This window comes from Kouleothrix sp., assembly GCF_046328425.1.
Lineage (GTDB): Bacteria > Chloroflexota > Chloroflexia > Chloroflexales > Roseiflexaceae > Kouleothrix.
Map to the genome: position 1 here is coordinate 44,580 of NZ_JAXLWP010000028.1, position 16,545 is coordinate 61,124.

The 16,545-nt window shown below is 66.8% G+C and carries 15 protein-coding genes; all 15 read right to left on the reverse strand.

Going from position 1 to position 16,545, the window contains the following annotated elements:
* Positions 1 to 33: 33 nt before the first annotated feature.
* Positions 34 to 1,032 carry a DUF1385 domain-containing protein gene (locus U0177_RS22820; RefSeq protein WP_409572981.1) on the reverse strand — a complete coding sequence of 333 codons (999 nt, stop codon included), beginning with the start codon at positions 1,030 to 1,032 and terminating at the stop codon, positions 34 to 36.
* A 140-nt stretch (positions 1,033 to 1,172) separates the two neighbouring features.
* Positions 1,173 to 1,607, reverse strand: coding sequence for a hypothetical protein (locus U0177_RS22825; protein WP_409572982.1), 435 nt, complete (start codon positions 1,605 to 1,607; stop codon positions 1,173 to 1,175).
* A 92-nt stretch (positions 1,608 to 1,699) separates the two neighbouring features.
* Positions 1,700 to 1,948 carry a hypothetical protein gene (locus tag U0177_RS22830; protein ID WP_409572983.1) on the reverse strand — a complete coding sequence of 83 codons (249 nt, stop codon included), beginning with the start codon at positions 1,946 to 1,948 and terminating at the stop codon, positions 1,700 to 1,702.
* Positions 1,949 to 1,952: 4 nt separating this feature from the next.
* Positions 1,953 to 3,125, reverse strand: a complete 1,173-nt coding sequence (gene mnmA, locus U0177_RS22835) for a tRNA 2-thiouridine(34) synthase MnmA (protein WP_409572984.1) — start codon at positions 3,123 to 3,125, stop codon at positions 1,953 to 1,955.
* Positions 3,126 to 3,226: 101 nt separating this feature from the next.
* Positions 3,227 to 4,255 carry a mevalonate kinase gene (gene mvk / locus U0177_RS22840; protein ID WP_409572985.1) on the reverse strand — a complete coding sequence of 343 codons (1,029 nt, stop codon included), beginning with the start codon at positions 4,253 to 4,255 and terminating at the stop codon, positions 3,227 to 3,229.
* Positions 4,256 to 4,257: 2 nt separating this feature from the next.
* Positions 4,258 to 5,388 (reverse strand): serpin family protein, encoded by a 1,131-nt coding sequence (locus U0177_RS22845; RefSeq protein ID WP_409572986.1) that lies wholly within the window; start codon positions 5,386 to 5,388, stop codon positions 4,258 to 4,260.
* 275 nt (positions 5,389 to 5,663) lie between these two features.
* Positions 5,664 to 7,139: an aldehyde dehydrogenase family protein gene (locus U0177_RS22850; protein ID WP_409572987.1), complete on the reverse strand. Its 1,476-nt coding sequence runs from the start codon at positions 7,137 to 7,139 to the stop codon at positions 5,664 to 5,666.
* A gap of 373 nt (positions 7,140 to 7,512) precedes the next feature.
* Positions 7,513 to 8,859, reverse strand: a complete 1,347-nt coding sequence (locus U0177_RS22855) for an aminotransferase class III-fold pyridoxal phosphate-dependent enzyme (RefSeq protein ID WP_409572988.1) — start codon at positions 8,857 to 8,859, stop codon at positions 7,513 to 7,515.
* A gap of 241 nt (positions 8,860 to 9,100) precedes the next feature.
* On the reverse strand, positions 9,101 to 10,501 hold the full coding sequence (hydA, locus tag U0177_RS22860) for a dihydropyrimidinase (protein ID WP_409572989.1): 1,401 nt from the start codon (positions 10,499 to 10,501) through the stop codon (positions 9,101 to 9,103).
* Between the two features lie 103 nt (positions 10,502 to 10,604).
* Positions 10,605 to 11,141, reverse strand: coding sequence for an O-acetyl-ADP-ribose deacetylase (locus U0177_RS22865; protein WP_409572990.1), 537 nt, complete (start codon positions 11,139 to 11,141; stop codon positions 10,605 to 10,607).
* A 15-nt stretch (positions 11,142 to 11,156) separates the two neighbouring features.
* Complete coding sequence (locus tag U0177_RS22870; RefSeq protein ID WP_409572991.1) at positions 11,157 to 12,158, reverse strand: TIGR03842 family LLM class F420-dependent oxidoreductase; 1,002 nt, start codon at positions 12,156 to 12,158, stop codon at positions 11,157 to 11,159.
* A 94-nt stretch (positions 12,159 to 12,252) separates the two neighbouring features.
* Positions 12,253 to 13,419: an ABC transporter substrate-binding protein gene (locus tag U0177_RS22875; RefSeq protein WP_409572992.1), complete on the reverse strand. Its 1,167-nt coding sequence runs from the start codon at positions 13,417 to 13,419 to the stop codon at positions 12,253 to 12,255.
* Positions 13,420 to 13,533: 114 nt separating this feature from the next.
* Positions 13,534 to 14,352, reverse strand: a complete 819-nt coding sequence (locus U0177_RS22880; protein ID WP_409572993.1) for an ABC transporter permease — start codon at positions 14,350 to 14,352, stop codon at positions 13,534 to 13,536.
* 60 nt (positions 14,353 to 14,412) lie between these two features.
* Positions 14,413 to 15,189, reverse strand: coding sequence for an ABC transporter ATP-binding protein (locus U0177_RS22885; protein WP_409572994.1), 777 nt, complete (start codon positions 15,187 to 15,189; stop codon positions 14,413 to 14,415).
* A 35-nt stretch (positions 15,190 to 15,224) separates the two neighbouring features.
* Positions 15,225 to 16,088: an ABC transporter permease gene (locus tag U0177_RS22890; protein ID WP_409572995.1), complete on the reverse strand. Its 864-nt coding sequence runs from the start codon at positions 16,086 to 16,088 to the stop codon at positions 15,225 to 15,227.
* Positions 16,089 to 16,545 lie beyond the last annotated feature (457 nt).

Here is a 16,545-nt window from a genome sequence, read left to right on the forward strand (position 1 = left end):
CGTATGAGTTGGCGCGTTCGCCGCAGGTGCAGGTTATACGAAGGCGCCCTGCGCCTCGGCCAGCTCGGGCGTGCCCGCCGGCAGGCCGCCGGCAAGGGCAGCGTCGTGCTCGCCCAGCGCCACGCCGTCGGCCGCCAGCACCGGCAACAGCGCGGCAATCGCCACAGCGATCATGGTATCGTCGGGCTCGCGGGTGGTGAGCTTCTGGAACGCCAGTGATGGCGCGACCAGCACTCGCACCCAAGCCCGGTGGTAGTTTGCCGCCGAGAGCCGCAGCAGCTCGTAGCTCACGGCCGCGATCAGCGGGATGAGCGGGACGTGCGCGAGCACACGCCAGATCAGCGGCAGATCGCGAACGAGCAGAAACGACGCGACGAAATTGATCAGCAGCACCACCAGCAAGAAGCTTGTGCCGCAGCGCGGGTGAATCAGCGTAAACTCGCGCACATGCTCGACGGTAAGCGGCGCGCCGGCTTCGTAGGCGTTGATGGTTTTGTGCTCGGCGCCGTGGTAGCCGAAGAGCCGCTTGACATCGGGCAGGGTGCCGATCGCCACGATGTAGCCCACGAAGATCGCTAGCTGTAGCACGCTCTTGATCGCCTCGCGCAGCGTCGGCGACGCGCCAAAGCGGTCGGCCACGCTGGCGATCAGCGTCGGCAGCACGAAGAACAGCCCGACGCCGAACAGCAGCGAGATCAGCATCATGCCGGTGGATGCCGCCTCGGAGAATGGCTTGGCTGCGGCCGGCTTGCCGCCCGCCGCCGCCTCGGCCTGCGCTTCATCGCCGATTGCCACTGAGGCTGAAAAGTTCAGCGCGCGCGTGCCGAGGCCCAGCGCGTCCCACAGCATCAGCACGCCGCGTAGAAATGGCAGGGTTTCCCATATATGGCGGCGCCGTACGTCGAGCCGCTCGTGCCGAAACACGATCTCGCCGGCGGCATTGCGCACAGCAACCGTAGCCTGGTGGAGGCCCCGCATCATCACGCCCTCAAGGACGGCCTGGCCTCCGTATGGGAACCGCTTGATACTCATGAAACTACCTGTTTGTCCAGCCGCCCGAGCGCATCCTGGAGCGGTAGGAGCATGCCGACGCTAGGTATGATACCACGTAGCAACGCTGGCGACAATAGCGATCGGGTACCGGATGTGGGGGGGCCAAAGGGGATATTTTGCTACTTTTCGCCACGGCGCGCCAGGAATGTCGCGGCCGCGCGCACGCCGGCCAGCAGCCCCGACACTCGGATCACCGGCGACACGACCTGCTCGGCGACATACGAGGTGGTGGTGCCTACCGATGCGGTGGTGTCTTTGATATTCGTGGTGATTGCCTGAGTTGTGTCGATCACGCCGTCGAGCTTGGCGCTAAGCACGTCGATCTTGGGAACGATCGTGTTGGTGGCTAGGCGCTTGATCACAAACACGGCGTAGAGAATCGCCAGCAGCAGCGCGGCCGTGAGCAGCGCGCCGATCATCTGGAATACCGCAAGGATGACGACGGCGATATCGCGCGTGGCCTCGCGAAAGTTGGGGTACAGGTACGCGGCGACAATAAAGGCAATGGTAATGATGGCTATCACGGCCAGGCCAATGCCAATCCACTTTTTCAATGCAACGCTCCTCTGCTTGGCGATAGCGCGGCCCAGCGGCAAGTTTAATCGGCGCTCGATCGCTTCGGGAAGGGCTAATCGGCGCGATTATATCATACTCGTAATCGTGAGGCAACAATCAGCAAGATCCACGCCCCAAGCACTGCCTCGAGCACCGGTACGCCGGCGGGGGCCGGCAGCGCCAGCGGCAGCCGCAAACCCAAGGCGTAGGCGATCAGGCAACCGGCGCAGGCCGCCAGCCAGAAGATTGGCAGCTGGAGCAGGCGCCGGCCCCACAGGACGTGCGCGAGTGCGGCGCTGGCGCTGGCGAGCAGAAACAGAAGCAGCAATGCTGGCGACATAGGCTCAGGCGTTGGGCGCAGCGGGCTGGCTCTGCACTGCGGGCTTCTCGGCCGAGATGCGCCCGCCGCCGAGCACAACCTCGCCGTCGTACAGCACCACCGCCTGCCCTGGCGTGACGGCGCGCTGCGGCCGGGCGAACTCAACGGTGACCTGGCCGGCGGCGCCGGGCGTAACCTGCGCTGCCACCGGGTCGGCGTGCGAGCGAATCTGCGCCAGGCACTCGAATGGCGCCTCGGGCCACTCGCCGCCGACGAACGTGACCTGCGTGGCTTCGAGCGAGCGCCGCTCGAGCGCGGCGGCTGGGCCTACCACCACGGCATTGCGCGACGCGTCGAGCGCGGTGACATACAGCGGCTCGCCTGCGGCGACGCCCAGGCCGCGGCGCTGGCCGATGGTGTAGAGCGGCAGGCCCTGATGGCGGCCGATCTCGCGCCCGGCGAGGTCGACGATCGGGCCGGGGCGCAGGCTCTCGGGGCGCTCTTCGCGCAGCAGGTTGCGGTAGTCGCCGCCCGGCACAAAGCAGATATCCTGGCTCTCGGGGCGGTCGGCGCTGGCCAGGCCGCGCTCGGCTGCGAGGGCGCGCACCTGCGGCTTGCTATACTCGCCAATCGGGAACATCAGCCGCGCCAGGTCGGCCTGGCCGAGCATGTGCAGCATGTACGATTGGTCCTTGTCGCGGTCGCGGGCGCGCAGGAGCTGGAAAGACGAAGGAGCAAGGACGCAGGATGAATCAGCTGCGCCGACACGCCTTTTGTCTTCCATATTTCGTCTTTCGTCGACTCGCCTGATACGGGCGTAGTGCCCGGTGGCGACGTAGTCGAACCCCAGCGCGGCGGCGCGCGTCAGCAGCGCGCGAAACTTGATGTCGCGATTGCAGGCCAGGCAGGGGTTGGGCGTGTAGCCCTGGGCGTATTCGTGCAGAAAATATTCGATAACGTGCCGGCGGAACTCTTTCTGATAGTTGAACACATAGTAGGGAATGCCAAGCTGCGCGCAGACCCGCCGCGCGCTCTCGGTCATTTCGAGCGAGCAGCACAGGCTCTCGGCCAGGCGCTCGTCGTCGCCATCCCACAGGTGCATTGTCACGCCGGTGACGTGGTGCCCGGCCTCGTGCAGCAGCGCGGCGACAAGCGAGCTGTCGACGCCACCGCTCATGGCGACCATGATCTTTGCCATAGGTTTGCCTGATGTTCCGTAAAAGGACGGTCTTCAAGGGCCTGCGGCCCTTCGGCCTCCCGCGCGGGAGGCGGCGGCGCAAGCCGTGCTGATACAGCGCATTATACCGCAGCGGCGCCGCTGTGCGCCTCGACAGTGGTTTCGATCACGCGGCAGGCGCCGGCCGCGCGCAGCGCCTGGGCAACCGCAGCTTTGTGCTGCGTGTCGGCGAGCGCGAGCATCACGCCGCCCCAGCCCGCGCCCGAGAGCTTGGCGCCCAGCGCGCCGGCGTTCAGCGCGGCCGCAACCAGCGCGTCGAGCTCGGGCGACGAGACGCCGATCTGCTGGAGCAGCGCGTGGTTCTGGCTGAGCAGCGCGCCCAGCGCCGCGATCTGGCCACCGGCCAGGCAGCCGCGCGCGGCCGCAACCAGCGCGCCAACCTCGTCGAACAGCGCCTCGTAGCGCGGCGGGTCGGCCTGCCAGCGCCGGCGCACCTCGCCCACAGGCGCGTGCGTAGCGCTGCGCACGCCGGTGTCGCCGATCAGCAGCGTGAATGGGGCGGCGATGGCGATGGGCTCGATCAGCGGAGTAGCGCTCGGGCCGGCCGAAGGCCGCGCGTCCGGAGTGCCGGCGTGTGCCGCTGGATGTTCGGCCCGCGCCCGCTGGAACCAGATCGGCTGCTCGTAGGCCACCACGGTGTTGTCGATGCCGCTCGGCGTGCCGTGGAAGCGCCGCTCGCTGGCGTACACCAGCGCCGAAACCTCGGCGGGCGCGAGCTGGCGGCGCTGCTGCTCGGCCAGGGCGCGCACCAGCGCCGTAGCCACGGCGGCGCCGCTGCCCATGCCGCTGGCGATCGGAATGCCCGAGGTAATCGCCACGCGTATATCGGGGAAGGGCGGCGCGCAGCCGAGCCGCGCGAGCGTACTGGCAATCAGCTCGTTCAGCGGGTTGCTTATGTCGTCGCCGAGCGCCCAGCGCTGGCGTAAGTCGTGCGCGACGACGACGACGCCGCTGCGCAGCTGGGAGGGCGCGATGCGCGCATAGGCGCGGATGCTCGCCAGCGGCAGGGCGATCGCCGGGCGGCCGTACACCACGGCGTGCTCGCCGCAGAGGATCAGCTTGGCAGGGGCGCTAGCGATGATCGCAGGCATAGCTACGAGGCCGGGTCGACGATCGAGCCCATGAACAGTATCACGCCGGTTCGCTCGTCGCGGATCGCGCAGAAAAACGGGCGATCCACCACCATGCTGAACGACTTCTGGGGCATGAACGAGGCGCGCAGCATGCCGACGGACGTGGCGGCGGCGGCCTCGGTGCCCTCCTCATTCACCTCGACAAAGGTTTTGTGGCGCACCTCGTCGATCTTGAGGCGCGTGCCGTCGCGGGCCATCGCGCCGAAGTCGGCGCGCGGCTCGAAGGCGATGCCCATGCCCAGCGCTTTGAGTGCGTCGTTGAGCTTGGCGGCGTACTCGGCGCGGAAGCGCGGCAGCGCCAGCCGGCCCTCGGCTTGGGCGAAGCGGCCCATCCACGCATCCCAGCTTTTCGCCGTCAGGCTGCGCGAAAACGCGCCCAGGCTCGATTCCGGGCGCGGCAGAAAGACGTACATGCACACGCGGCCGCCGCCGTACGGCAGGCTCACAGCCTGAAACGCGCGGTCTTCGTAGTAGCGAAAGCGGCCGCGCTGCGCCATGAGCGGGTGCTGGATCTGGCGGCCGTCGCCGCAATTGAATGGCGCCTCGTGCGTCAGCTGCCGGCTGAATGGCTCGGTCCAGCTGCCTTTGAAGTAGATCGCATTCACCAGCAGCAGCAGCGTGTCGCGGTCGAGCTGCTCGACGATCTTGCTGATCTTGCCGCGGGTATGCTCGGCGACCCAGCCATTCACCACTGCGGCGGCCGGGCCGTGTGCGAAGTCGAGCGGGCGGATGGCGGCCTGGTAGGCGCCCTCGGCGGCGCTCACGAACTCGCCGCTGAGCTGGAATGCGTCGCTGACCCACAGCGCGTTGGCAATCGCCAGCTCGACGTGCGGGTCGATCTGGCCGAGCTGGTGAGCCAGGTCGGCATTCGCCTGGTTGATGTCGTCGGCGTCGGCGTCGCCGAGCGCTAGCGCGCCGGCCATGGCGCGGCGCGTCTCGCCGCGCGCGCCGTTGTACACCATGGCCAGCGCCAGCGCCACGCTGGCGGGCGAGATGAACAGATTTTTGCCGTGGCTGTGCTCGGCCAGCTGCGCGAATAGCTTGCATGCGAAGGCGGTTCCGGCCGATGCGACCTGGCTGCCTTTGATCATCGCGAACCTCCCCGCGACGCCGGCGAACGATACGGGCGACAAAGGCGGCCCGGCGGGCCGCCTCTGCGGGCGTATTGTAGCACAGAATAGGGGTCACGCACTTGCGTGATTCGGCTTCCTCACGGTGCGAGTTTGAGCCTGCGGCAGCATGGTACTTGGTCATCTTCTGTGTGCGGTGTTTTCGGGCTCCGCGCGAAAAAACCGCACACGATACGGAGGAGGGCAGCGCTCTGCCGAAAGCTGAGCGCGCCAACCGCGTTTGCCCTAACAGAAATTTAGTACAGCTTGCCCTCGCGCTTGGCGCCGGTGTAGTCGACATACACCACCTTGGTTTCGGTGTAGAAGTCGAATACCTCGGTGCCCTGCTCGGTGGGGCCTACGGCGGTGGCCTTGGTGCCGCCGAACGGCACCTGTGCCTCACCGCCGAGCGTCGGCGAGTTTACGTGGGTCATGCCGGTCTCGATCTCGTCGATATAGCGGAACATGCGGATGGCGTCGCGGGTGTAGATGCTCGACGTGAGGCCAAACGGCGAGTCGTTGGCGGCGGCCATGGCCTCGTCGAAGTTTTCGACACGGATGACCGACAGCACCGGGCCGAAGATTTCTTCCTGGGCGATCCGCATCTCGGGCCGCACCCGGTCGAACACCGTCGGCTCGACGAAGTAGCCGTTCGCCAGCGCCCCGGCCGAGGCGCGCTGGCCGCCGCACAGCAGCTCGGCGCCCTCGCCGCGGCCGATGTCGATGTAGCTCAGCACGCGCTCGAGCTGCGACTCGCTGACGATCGGGCCTATGTCGACATCGGCGTCGAGGCCGCTGCCCAGGCGCAGCTTGGCGGCCGCGTCGGTAAGCCGCTCGAGAAATGCGTCGGCGACGGGGTGTACTAGGATCACCCGGCTGGTAGCGGTGCAGCGCTGGCCGGTGCTGCCGAACGCGCCCGACACCACGCCGGCCACCGCCAGGTCGAGGTCGGCGTCTTCCAGCACGATCACCGGGTTTTTGCCGCCCATCTCGCACTGCGCCGCGATGCCGCGCCGCGCAGCCTGGGCGTAGATCGCCATGCCGGTGGGCGTCGAGCCGGTGAACGACACGCACTTCACGGCCGGGTGGTCGATAAACGTGGTGCCGACGTCGGCATCGCCGTGCACCATGTTCAGCACCCCGTCCGGCAGGCCTGCGTCGGCGAAGCACTGCACCACCAGCCCGGATGTCTCGGGGGTAAGCGGCGAGGGCTTGAACACCACGCTGTTGCCGGCCACCAGCGCCGGGGCGATCTTCCACACCGGAATGGCAACCGGGAAGTTCCAGGGTGTGATCAGCGCGGCCACGCCGCGCGGCACGCGGATGGTGTAGCCAAAGTTGTTTGCCAGCTCAAGCGGAATGGTCTGGCCGCTCAGGCGCCGGCCGTGCGCGCCGCTGAACTCGGCCACATTGATCGAGCGGTTCATCTCGCCCTGGGCCTCGCTGAGCAGCTTGCCCTCTTCGCGCGCCAGCGCGCGGGCGATCGTGTCGCGGCGCTCTTGCATCAGCTGGGCCGCGCGGGAAACGATCGCGCCGCGGCGGGGCGCCGGCACGCGCCGCCACTGGCGGAACGCCTCGGCGGCGACGGCGCATGCGGCCGCGGCCTCGTCGCGCGTCGACATCGGCGTCTCGCCCAGCACGTCGCGGGTGTCGGCCGGGTTGATGTTTGGCACGCGCTTTTTCGAGCTCGAGGTGGTCCACTCGCCGCCAATATAGTTTTGGTATGTTTTCATTTGTCCTCCTCTGTGAGGTGTTGTTGGCGCAATTGGCTGCGGCCCCGCCCGCAGGCCGCTGCGGCAGAGCGGTGCTGCTCATAATTTACACAAGCTACGCGGTGCGGGTTCGGGGGCGGCAAAGCCGCCCGCGAAAACTTCCTTTTGGCAGGTCGCGGCTACGGCGGTGGCCGCGACCTGCCAAAAAGAGTGATTTTGGAGGGCTTGCGCCCTCCAAACCTCCCACGTGGGAGAACACTGCGTAACTCCTGTACTTTAGGGCTTGCTTGGCGCGCACTGCCGCAGGCTGGGCGTTCCGCGCGGCAAAACCGCAGACACGACGATGGCAGAGTACCATGCTGCCGCAGGCGAACGGCAGCGCCGCGCGCGAGAGCTAGGCGACCGCCTGATCCACAATGTCGAGCCCGCGGTCGATGATCGCCAGGCCTTCGCGCAGCTGCTGCTCGGTGATGCACAGCGGCGGGTTGACGAAGAAGGTGTTCCAGCGCACGAACGTGAACAGGCCATTCTCGCGCAGGAATGCGTTGAAGGCCGGCATAGGGCCAAGCTCGCTGGGCTTGGGGTTGTAGGGCGTCAGCGGCTCGCGCGTGTCGCGGTTTTTCACCAGCTCAACCAGGCTGAACAAGCCGATCGCGCGCGTATCGCCAACGCTGGGGTGCTTTTCTTTCAGCCTGGCTAGCTCGACCTTCAGAATTTCGCCCATGGCGCGGGCGTTTTCGATCAGCTTGTCTTCTTTGTAGATATTGATGCACGCGACGCCGGCCGCGCAGCCCACCGAGTGCGCGTTATACGTCAGCCCGGCGTAGAGCGGGTGATCCTCGAAAAACTCGGCGATCGTGTCGGTGACCATGGTCGCGCCCAGCGGCACGTAGGCCGATGTCAGACCCTTGGCCAGGGTCATGATATCGGGCGTGACGCCCCAGTGATCGACCGCGAACCACTCGCCGGTGCGGCCGAATCCGCTCATCACCTCGTCGCAGATCAGCAGGATGCCGTACTTATCGCACAGCGCGCGCAGGCCGTGGATGTAGCCGGCCGAGGGGATCAGGATGCCGTTGGTGCCTACCACGGTCTCGATGATCATGGCGGCGATCGTGTGCGGCCCCTCGAACTGAATAATATCCTCGGTGGCGTTCAGCACCGACGCGGTGTACTCGGCGTCGTCGAGCGCCTTGCCGGCGCGGTAGGGGTAGAAATCGGGGATGCGCACTACGCCGGGGATGCCCGGCTCGGCAGCCCAGCGCCGCGGGTCGCCGGTGAGCGTGATCGCGCCGGCGGTGGCGCCGTGGTAGGCGCGGTAGCGCACGAGGATCTTATGGCGGCCGCTGTACATGCGCGCGATCTTGACCGCGTTCTCGTTGGCTTCGGCGCCGCCGTTTGTGAAAAACGCTTTGCTCAGGTTGCCGGGCGTGATCTCGTTGAGCAGCCGGCCCAGCTCGGCGCGCGGCGCGGTGGTGGCCACGGTTGGCGCGATATAGGCGACCTTCTGCATCTGCGCGGTCACCGCGTCGATCACGCGCGCGTCGCCGTGGCCGATGTTGACGCACATGAGCTGCGAGTTGAAGTCCATGTAGCGCTTGCCGTCGGCGTCCCACATGTAGATGCCCTTGGCGCGGTCGATCACCAGCGGCTTCATGGCCTTCTGCGCCGTCCACTCATACAGCGTGGTGTCGCGCGAGATGTCGAGGATCTCCTGGCGGGATAGCTCGGTTGCCGTCATTGGTCGTGTTCTTTCTTTTATGTATAGAGCGAGCATCCACAGATGGCGCACATGCACAGAAGATGATCGTGCCTACGCCAACGAATCGGTGTGGATTGTACAGCCTCTATCTGATCGCTCTATGAGGTTTTGCGACGACATTGTGGTGGGGGGGCGGCGGAGCCGGCGCACCAGCATCGTAGTAAGTTTCCCCGCCCCGCGAGGGAGGGGCAGGGGTGCACCAAAATAAGCAGGCGCCAGCCTAGATCTTGAAGCGATTGCGCCGCACGAACTTGCCTGCGCCCTGCTCGCCCTTCCACTCGCCGTCCTGCACCAGCACGCGCCCGCGCGAGAGCACCACGCTGGGCAGGCCCGTCACCTCCATGCCCTCGTACAGGTTGTAGTCGGTGCGCTGGTGCTGCTTGGCGGCGGTGATCGTGTAGCTGGCGTTGGGATCCCACACCACCACGTCGGCGTCGGCGCCCGGCGCGATCGTGCCCTTCTGCGGGTAGCAGCCGAACAGCTTGGCCGGGTTGGTGCAGCACAGCTCAACCCAGCGGTTGAGCGAGAAGCGGCCGCCGCGCACGCCGGCAGTGTACAGCACCATCATGCGATCCTCGATGCCGGGGCAGCCGTTGGGGATCTTGGCGAAGTTGCCGATGCCCAGCTCTTTGCCGGGGGTGCGGCCATCCTTGCCGCCCTCGAACCAGAACGGGCAGTGGTCGGTGCTGATCACCTGCAGCGCGTTGCTGGCCACCGCGCCCCACAGGGCCTGCTGGTCGTGAACCTCGCGGTAGGGCGGCGAGCAGACCCACTTGGCGCCCTCGAAGCCGGGTCGCGCCAGGTCGTCTTTGGTGAAGAAGAAGTACTGCGTGCACGTCTCGCCGAAAATCTGGCGGCTGCGGCCGCGCGCGCGCGCGCTCTGGATCGCCTCCATCGCGCCGGCGTTGGTGACGTGCACCACGTACAGCGGGCTGCCGGCCACCTCGGCCAGGCGGATGGCGCGCTCGGTGGCCTCGGCCTCAAGCTCGGGCGGGCGGGTGAGCGCGTGGTATTTTGGCTCCAGGTTGCCGGCGGCGATCGCCTCGTTCACCAGAATATCGATCGCATCGCCGTTCTCGGCGTGCACCATGATCAGCAGGCCGTGCTCGGCCGCCTGCTGCATCGCGCGGAACAGCGTCGCGTCGTCGACCATGAGCGCGCCCTTGTAGGCCATAAACAGCTTCAGGCTGGTGACGCCGTAGTCGGGGCACTGCTTGATCTCGTCCATCACGCTGTCGGGCAGGTCGGTGATCGCCACGTGGAAGCCGTAGTCGACGGCGGCCTTGCCGTTGGCCTTGCCGTGCCAGATGTCGAGCGTCTCGCGCAGCGTGGCGCCCTTGGGCTGGATGGCGAAGTCGATATGCATGGTCGTGCCGCCGAAGGCCGCGGCCCTGTGGCCGGTGAAGAAGTCGTCGGACGACACCGTGCCGCCAAAGGGCATGTCGAGGTGGGTGTGCACGTCGATGCCGCCGGGGATCACATACTTGCCGCTGGCGTCGATCGTGGTGTCGCCGCTAAGCCCGTGGCCGACGGTGGCGATCTGCTCACCCTCGATCAGCACGTCGGCCTGGTAGGTGTCGCTGGCGGTGACGATCGTACCGCCTTTAATGACTGTGCTCATTGTTTCCTCCTCGAATTGCGGATTATACACTGGAGATTGGAGATTGCGGCCTAGCCGAGGCGCAACCTGCAATCTGCAATCTACAATCAAATCACCCGGTGAACTACTCGCTCGAAAACAGGCTGTGCGCGGCGCGCTCGAAGGCCGCCAGCGCGGCATGGTTCCACAGCACAAAGCGCACCAGCCCAAGCACGACGCCCTGCGCCAGAAAGGCTTGTACAGCGCCGAGCGCGACCGGCGCGGCCTCGGCCAGCGGGTAGCCATACGCGCCCGTGCTGATCGACGGGAAGGCGACGCTGCGCAGGCCGTGGGCGGCCGCCAGCACCAGGCTGCTGCGATACGCGCTCGCGAGCAGCGCGGCATCCTGCGGCCGCCCGTGGTATACCGGGCCGACCGTGTGGATGACATAGCGCGCCCGCAGCCGGTAGCCCCTGGTGATGCGCGCCTCGCCGGTGGGGCAGCCGCCCAGCGTGCGGCACTCGGCCAGCAGCTCGGGGCCGGCCGCGCGGTGGATCGCGCCATCGACGCCGCCGCCGCCCAGCAGCGAGCTATTTGCGGCATTCACGATCGCGTCGACGTCCTGCTCGACGATGTCGCCCTGTACCAGCTCGAGAGCACAAGAATGCACGGCAAAGCGCATGGCTGGGCTCCTTGCCTACTGCGCAGCGTGCGCAAACTCCGGCACGATCTCGTTTCCGTACACCGCAAGCGTCGCTTCCTCGTCGCCGCTCATCAGGTAGATGTTGAACTGATCCACGCCCGCGTCGGCCAGCTCGCGCAGCTTGCGGCGGTGGTCGTCGGCGGTGCCGACAATGCAGAAGCGGTCGGTGACTTCATCCGACACGAACTCGGCGTTGCTGCTGCCGACCTCGGCGTGGTGCAAGTAGTTGTAGCCCTGGCGATCGCGCACATACGTCGTCAGCTCGGGCGGCAGGTCGGCCGGGTCGTAGCGGTTGATCAGATCCATCACGTGGTTCGACACCAGCGCCGGGAACCAGCGCACGTGCTCGCGCGCCTCGGCCAGGTTGTCCGAAACCCACACCGGCGCGGCGGCCATCACCTTGATGCTCTGAGGGTCGCGGCCGGCCTGGCGTGCGCCCTCGTGCACGAACTGCAGGCACCACTTGATCAGGTTCGGGTCGGCGAACTGCAGGATCACGCCATCGGCCACGCGGCCGGTCAGGTTCAGCGCCTTGGGGCCGTAGCCGGCGATCCACACCGGCAGGCTGCCGCCGGCCCAGTCGAGGCGGATCTGCTCGCCGTCGTAGTCGGTAGCGCGGCCTTCGGCCAGGTCTTTGATGATCCGCACGGCCTGCTCGAGGTTCGCCAGGGTGGTGGGCTTTTTGCCAAGCACGCGCCGCGCGCTATCGCCACGCCCGATGCCCAGGTCCATGCGCCCGCCCGACACCACGTTCAGCGTAGCCAGCGTGCTAGCGGTGACGCTCGGGTCGCGCGTGGCCGGGTTGGTCACGCAGGTGCCCAGGCGCATGCGCGTGGTGCCGAGCGCGATCATCGTCAGCAGCGGGTAGGGATCGAGCCAGAGCACGTGCGAGTCGAACAGCCAGCCATAGCCGAAGCCGGCCGCCTCGGCCTGCTGCGCCAGCGCCACCGCGCGGCCAGGCGTCATGTCGGGCTTGAGGGTGATGCCAAAGTCCATACGCTTCTCCAGTCGGCAGTAAGCAGTAGGCAGTAAGCAGTAGGCATATATGCCTACTGCTTACTGCCTACTGCCTACCGCACAGGCGCTGCTACTACTTGCTCGTCGCCATATCCCAGATCTCGTGCGTGTAGGCTGCGTCTTCGGCGGGCTTCTTGATCACGCCGAACTTGAGCGCCGTCTCGGCGCCGCGCTTGAACAGATCCGGCTCCATGTAGCCGATCTTCGCGGCCTTATCGACTGGGTCGCCCCACACCAGCTTGTTGACCTCGACCATCTGCCACTTCTGGGCCTCTTTGGTCATCACGCCCGAGGCGTCGTTCTTGAGCACAATATCGACGCACGCGTCGACGTTGTCGCGGCAGTACTCCCAGCCCTTGAACGAGGCCCGCAGGAAGCGCGCGGCGATGTCCTTGTTCTTGGGATCTTTGCCGAGCCACTCCTGGCTGGTGAAGATGCCGTCCTCGGGCATCGCGGTGCCCTCTTTGTTGTAGTCGATGATGTTCAGCTCGTCGATCTTGTGGCCGGCGCTGAGCACCTGGTACAGCTCGTTGTAGGTCATGGCTGCGGCGGCGTCGACCTCTTTGTTCAGCAGCAGGTTCATGTCGAACGGCTGCTGCACCAGCGTGATGTCCTTGTCTTTGTCCAGGTTGTACTTGGCCAGCGTCGCCAGCAAGTTGAACTCGTTGCCGAAGAACCACACCGCGACCTTCTTGCCCTTCCAGTCGGCCGGGGTGTTGATGTTGGTGCTCTTCCACGAGAGCTCGCGCATGCCGGCGAACTTGAACACCTGCGCGATGTTCACCAGTGGCGTGCCCTGCTCGCGCACCGACAGCAGGCTGGCCAGCCAGTCGAGGCCGAACTCGGCCTGGCCGCTCGCCACCACCTGCTCGGGGGCAATATCGGGCCCGCCGGGCTTGATCGTCACGTCGAGGTTCTCGGCCTTGTAGAAGCCCTGGTCGAGCGCGGCGTAGTAGCCGGCGAACTGCGCCTGGGCGACCCACTTGAGCTGCAGCGTCACTTTGTCGGGCGTGCCGCTGGCGGCCGGGGCGGCGGTAGGCTCGGGCGCCTTGGTCGGCTCGGCCGGTGCGGCGGTAGGCTCAGGCGCCTTGGTCGGCTCGGCCGGGGCGGCGGTGGGCGCTGCCGGTGCGGCGGTGGGCGCTGCCGGTGCGGCAGGCGTGGCGGCGCCGCCGCAGGCGGCCAGCAGTGCGCCGAAGATGATCATCACAATCGCGGCGCTAAGGAATTTGTGGATGCGCATGCTTTCTCCTTGATCAGTGCTTCACATTCGCCCAGCTCGCCATGCTGGCATACGGGGTGGGCGCGGCGCTCCTTTCACACGTTTGCCGGGTCTACACAGGTGCGCGGCGCCACGCTACGCCGCGCGATCTTTGCGGAACGACACATGCCACGGCATCAGCCAGCGCTCGAGCGCGACGATGATCAGGTAGAAGCCGATGCCCAACAGGCATGCCATGAGGATGCCCGACCACGCCTCGCGCAGCCGCAGGATGCCGGCCTGGCTCTTGATATACACGCCCAACGCGTTCTGCGTGCCGCCGAAGAACTCGGCCACCACCGCGCCGATCATGCTGAGCGTCGAGCAGATCTTCAGCGCGTTGAACAGGTAGGGCAGCGCGGCCGGCAGGCGCAGCTTCACAAACACCTCGCGCTGGCGCGCCGCATACGAGCGCATGAGCTGGAAGGCGTCGGCGCTGGGGCTGCTCAGGCCGCGGTACACGTTCACCAGCGTCGGGAACAGCGTCATCACCGCCACCACGCCGATCTTCGAGGCCGCCGAGGTGGCGCCGAGCCACACGCCCAGCAGCGGCGAGAGCGCGACGATCGGCACGGCGTTGGAGGCGATCGAGAATGGCACCAGCCCCTCGGCCAGGCCGCCGAAGCGCACGCACACCGCCGCCAGCAGCGTGCCGAGCGTGCAGCCGATCAGAAAGCCGGCCAGCGCCTCGCCGAAGGTGTACAGCCCGATCCGCACCAGGTAGCCCGGCTGCTGGAAGAACACCGCCAGGATGCCGCTCGGCGCCGGCAGCAGGTAGAGCGGCACGTTCAGGCCGCGCACGGCGGCCTCCCAGAGCGCAATCCCGAGCACAAACGTCAGCGCAGGCGGCAGGAGCGAGCTCTGGGTTCTGAGCTTTGAGCTTTGGGTGAGGGATGTCACTTTACTGAGCGCCATAGCGTACGTGCCTCCTGGCTTGGTAGGTTCTGCCGGCTCAAAGCTCAAAATCTCGGCGATTTAGCTTTCGCGCAAGCTCTCGCGCACCTCGGTCACCAGCTCGAAGAACCGTGGCGACTCGCGGGTGACAATATCGCGCGGGCGCGGCAGGTCGATCGTCACCACGTTTTCGATCCGGCCGGGGCGCGGCGACATCACCACCACCCGATCCGAGAGGAACACCGCCTCGGGGATGCTGTGGGTCACGAAGATCACCGTGGTGTCGGTGTCGGCGCCGCCCCAGATCAGCAGCAGCTCGGCCTGCATGCGCTCGCGGGTAATCTCGTCCAGCGCGCCGAACGGCTCGTCCATCAGCAGGATCGATGGGCTGAACGACAGCGCGCGCGCGATCGATACGCGCTGCTGCATGCCGCCCGAGAGCTGCCAGGGGTACGCGTCGCCAAACTCGTGCAGCCCCACCAGCCGCAGCATCGCGTCGGCGCGCTCGTGGCGCTCGGGGGCGCCGCGGCCCATCACCTCGAGCGGCAGCTCGACATTCTTGCGCACTGTGCGCCAGTCGTACAGCACCGGCGCCTGGAACACAATGCCGTAGTCGCGGTCGAGCCGGGCGCGGTGCGGCGGCTTGCTTTTCACCTGGATGGCGCCGCTGCTGGGCTGCTCGAGGTCGCCGATCAGGCGCATCAGCGTGCTCTTGCCGCAGCCGCTCGGCCCGATCAGCGAGATGAACTCGCCCGGCGCGATCGAGAGGCTCACATCGTGCAGCGCGTTCACCGTGCCGCCGTTGCTCTGGTAGAGCTTGCTGACGTGGTCGATTGCGATGATTGGTGCTGTTGTCATTGCAGGTATATCATAGCTAGGCACGGTTCAAGCCGTTACTCGGCTTTCCGCTCGCGAATAATCAGCCGCTCGGCCAGCGCGACGATGCCGTAGAACAGCAGCCCGATCGCCCCGGCCACCAGCACTGCCGCATACAAAACCGGCGGGCGCGAGTTGTAATACTGCGTGGCGTTGAGGATGGTGACGCCGATGCCGTTTTTCGAGCCAGCCGGCAGCTCGGCCACAATCGCGCCGATCACGCTGGCGGTGGCGGCGACCTTGAGCGAGGTGAACAGGTAGGGCAGGGCAGCAGGCAGCCGCAGCTTCCAGAACGTCTGGCCGGCCGAGGCGGCGTACGAGCGCATCAGCGACAGCGCGTCGGGCGGCACCGACCGCAGCCCGCGCAGCATGCCGATCGTCACCGGAAAGAACGTCAGGTACGCCGCAACCACCGCCTTCGACAGCAGGTCGGGCGCGCCAAGCCGGCCGAGCCCTACCACCACCATTGGCGCGATCGCCAGGATCGGCACCGTCTGCGAGCCGACGACAAACGGCAGCAAGCCGCGCTCGAGCAGCCGCGACGACGCGAACACCACCGCCAAAGTGCACCCCAGCAGGCCGCCCAGCGCGAAGCCAAACAGCGCCTCGCCGAACGTCACGACGGCATTTTCGAACATCGCCACCGCCAGCACCGGGCCGGCGCCGCCGCGCGTGCGCGTGCCGAACTCGCCGAAGATCGCCAGCAGGTGTGGTAGCTTCTGGTCGGAGATGCCAAACAGCGCCTTGGCGCCCTCCCACACCAGCGCCAGCGCTAGCAGCACCAGCAGCGACGCTACGCTGCTACGCTTTGGCAGCAGCCGCCGCGCGCGCGGCGCGCCGCGCGGTGGGGTGGTAGCCGCGAGTGTGAGATCGTCGCTCAATGCGCGCCTCCTGGCCGCCCGCTGCGGCAGCACGTAGGGATGCGTAGCGCGAAGCCGGGGCAGCCTGGTCGCCGGCCAGGCGCAGTTCGAGCTTGTGGCAGCAGCATGGCCCCCGCTCCGGAAATGAATGTTACACTGAGGCGGCGCAGTGCCAGTAGCGGCATCGCAAGAGTGACACATCCGCACCGATCTGACGTGTGACCCAGTGCGCCAACGAGGAGCAAAACCGAGATAAGGATGCCGATACTATAGGCCAGGCGGCTGGTTTTGTCAAATTGAAATGGTACAACCATACACCATTCTGCCGAAGACTGAAACGCGCACCGCGTAGCCCTCATAATACACAATACACAAGTTACGCGGTGTCCTCGCGCGTGGGAGGCTTGGAGGGCGCAAGCCCTCCAAAATCACTCTTTTTGGCTGGTGGCGGCCACGGCGGTGGCCGCCACCAGCCAAA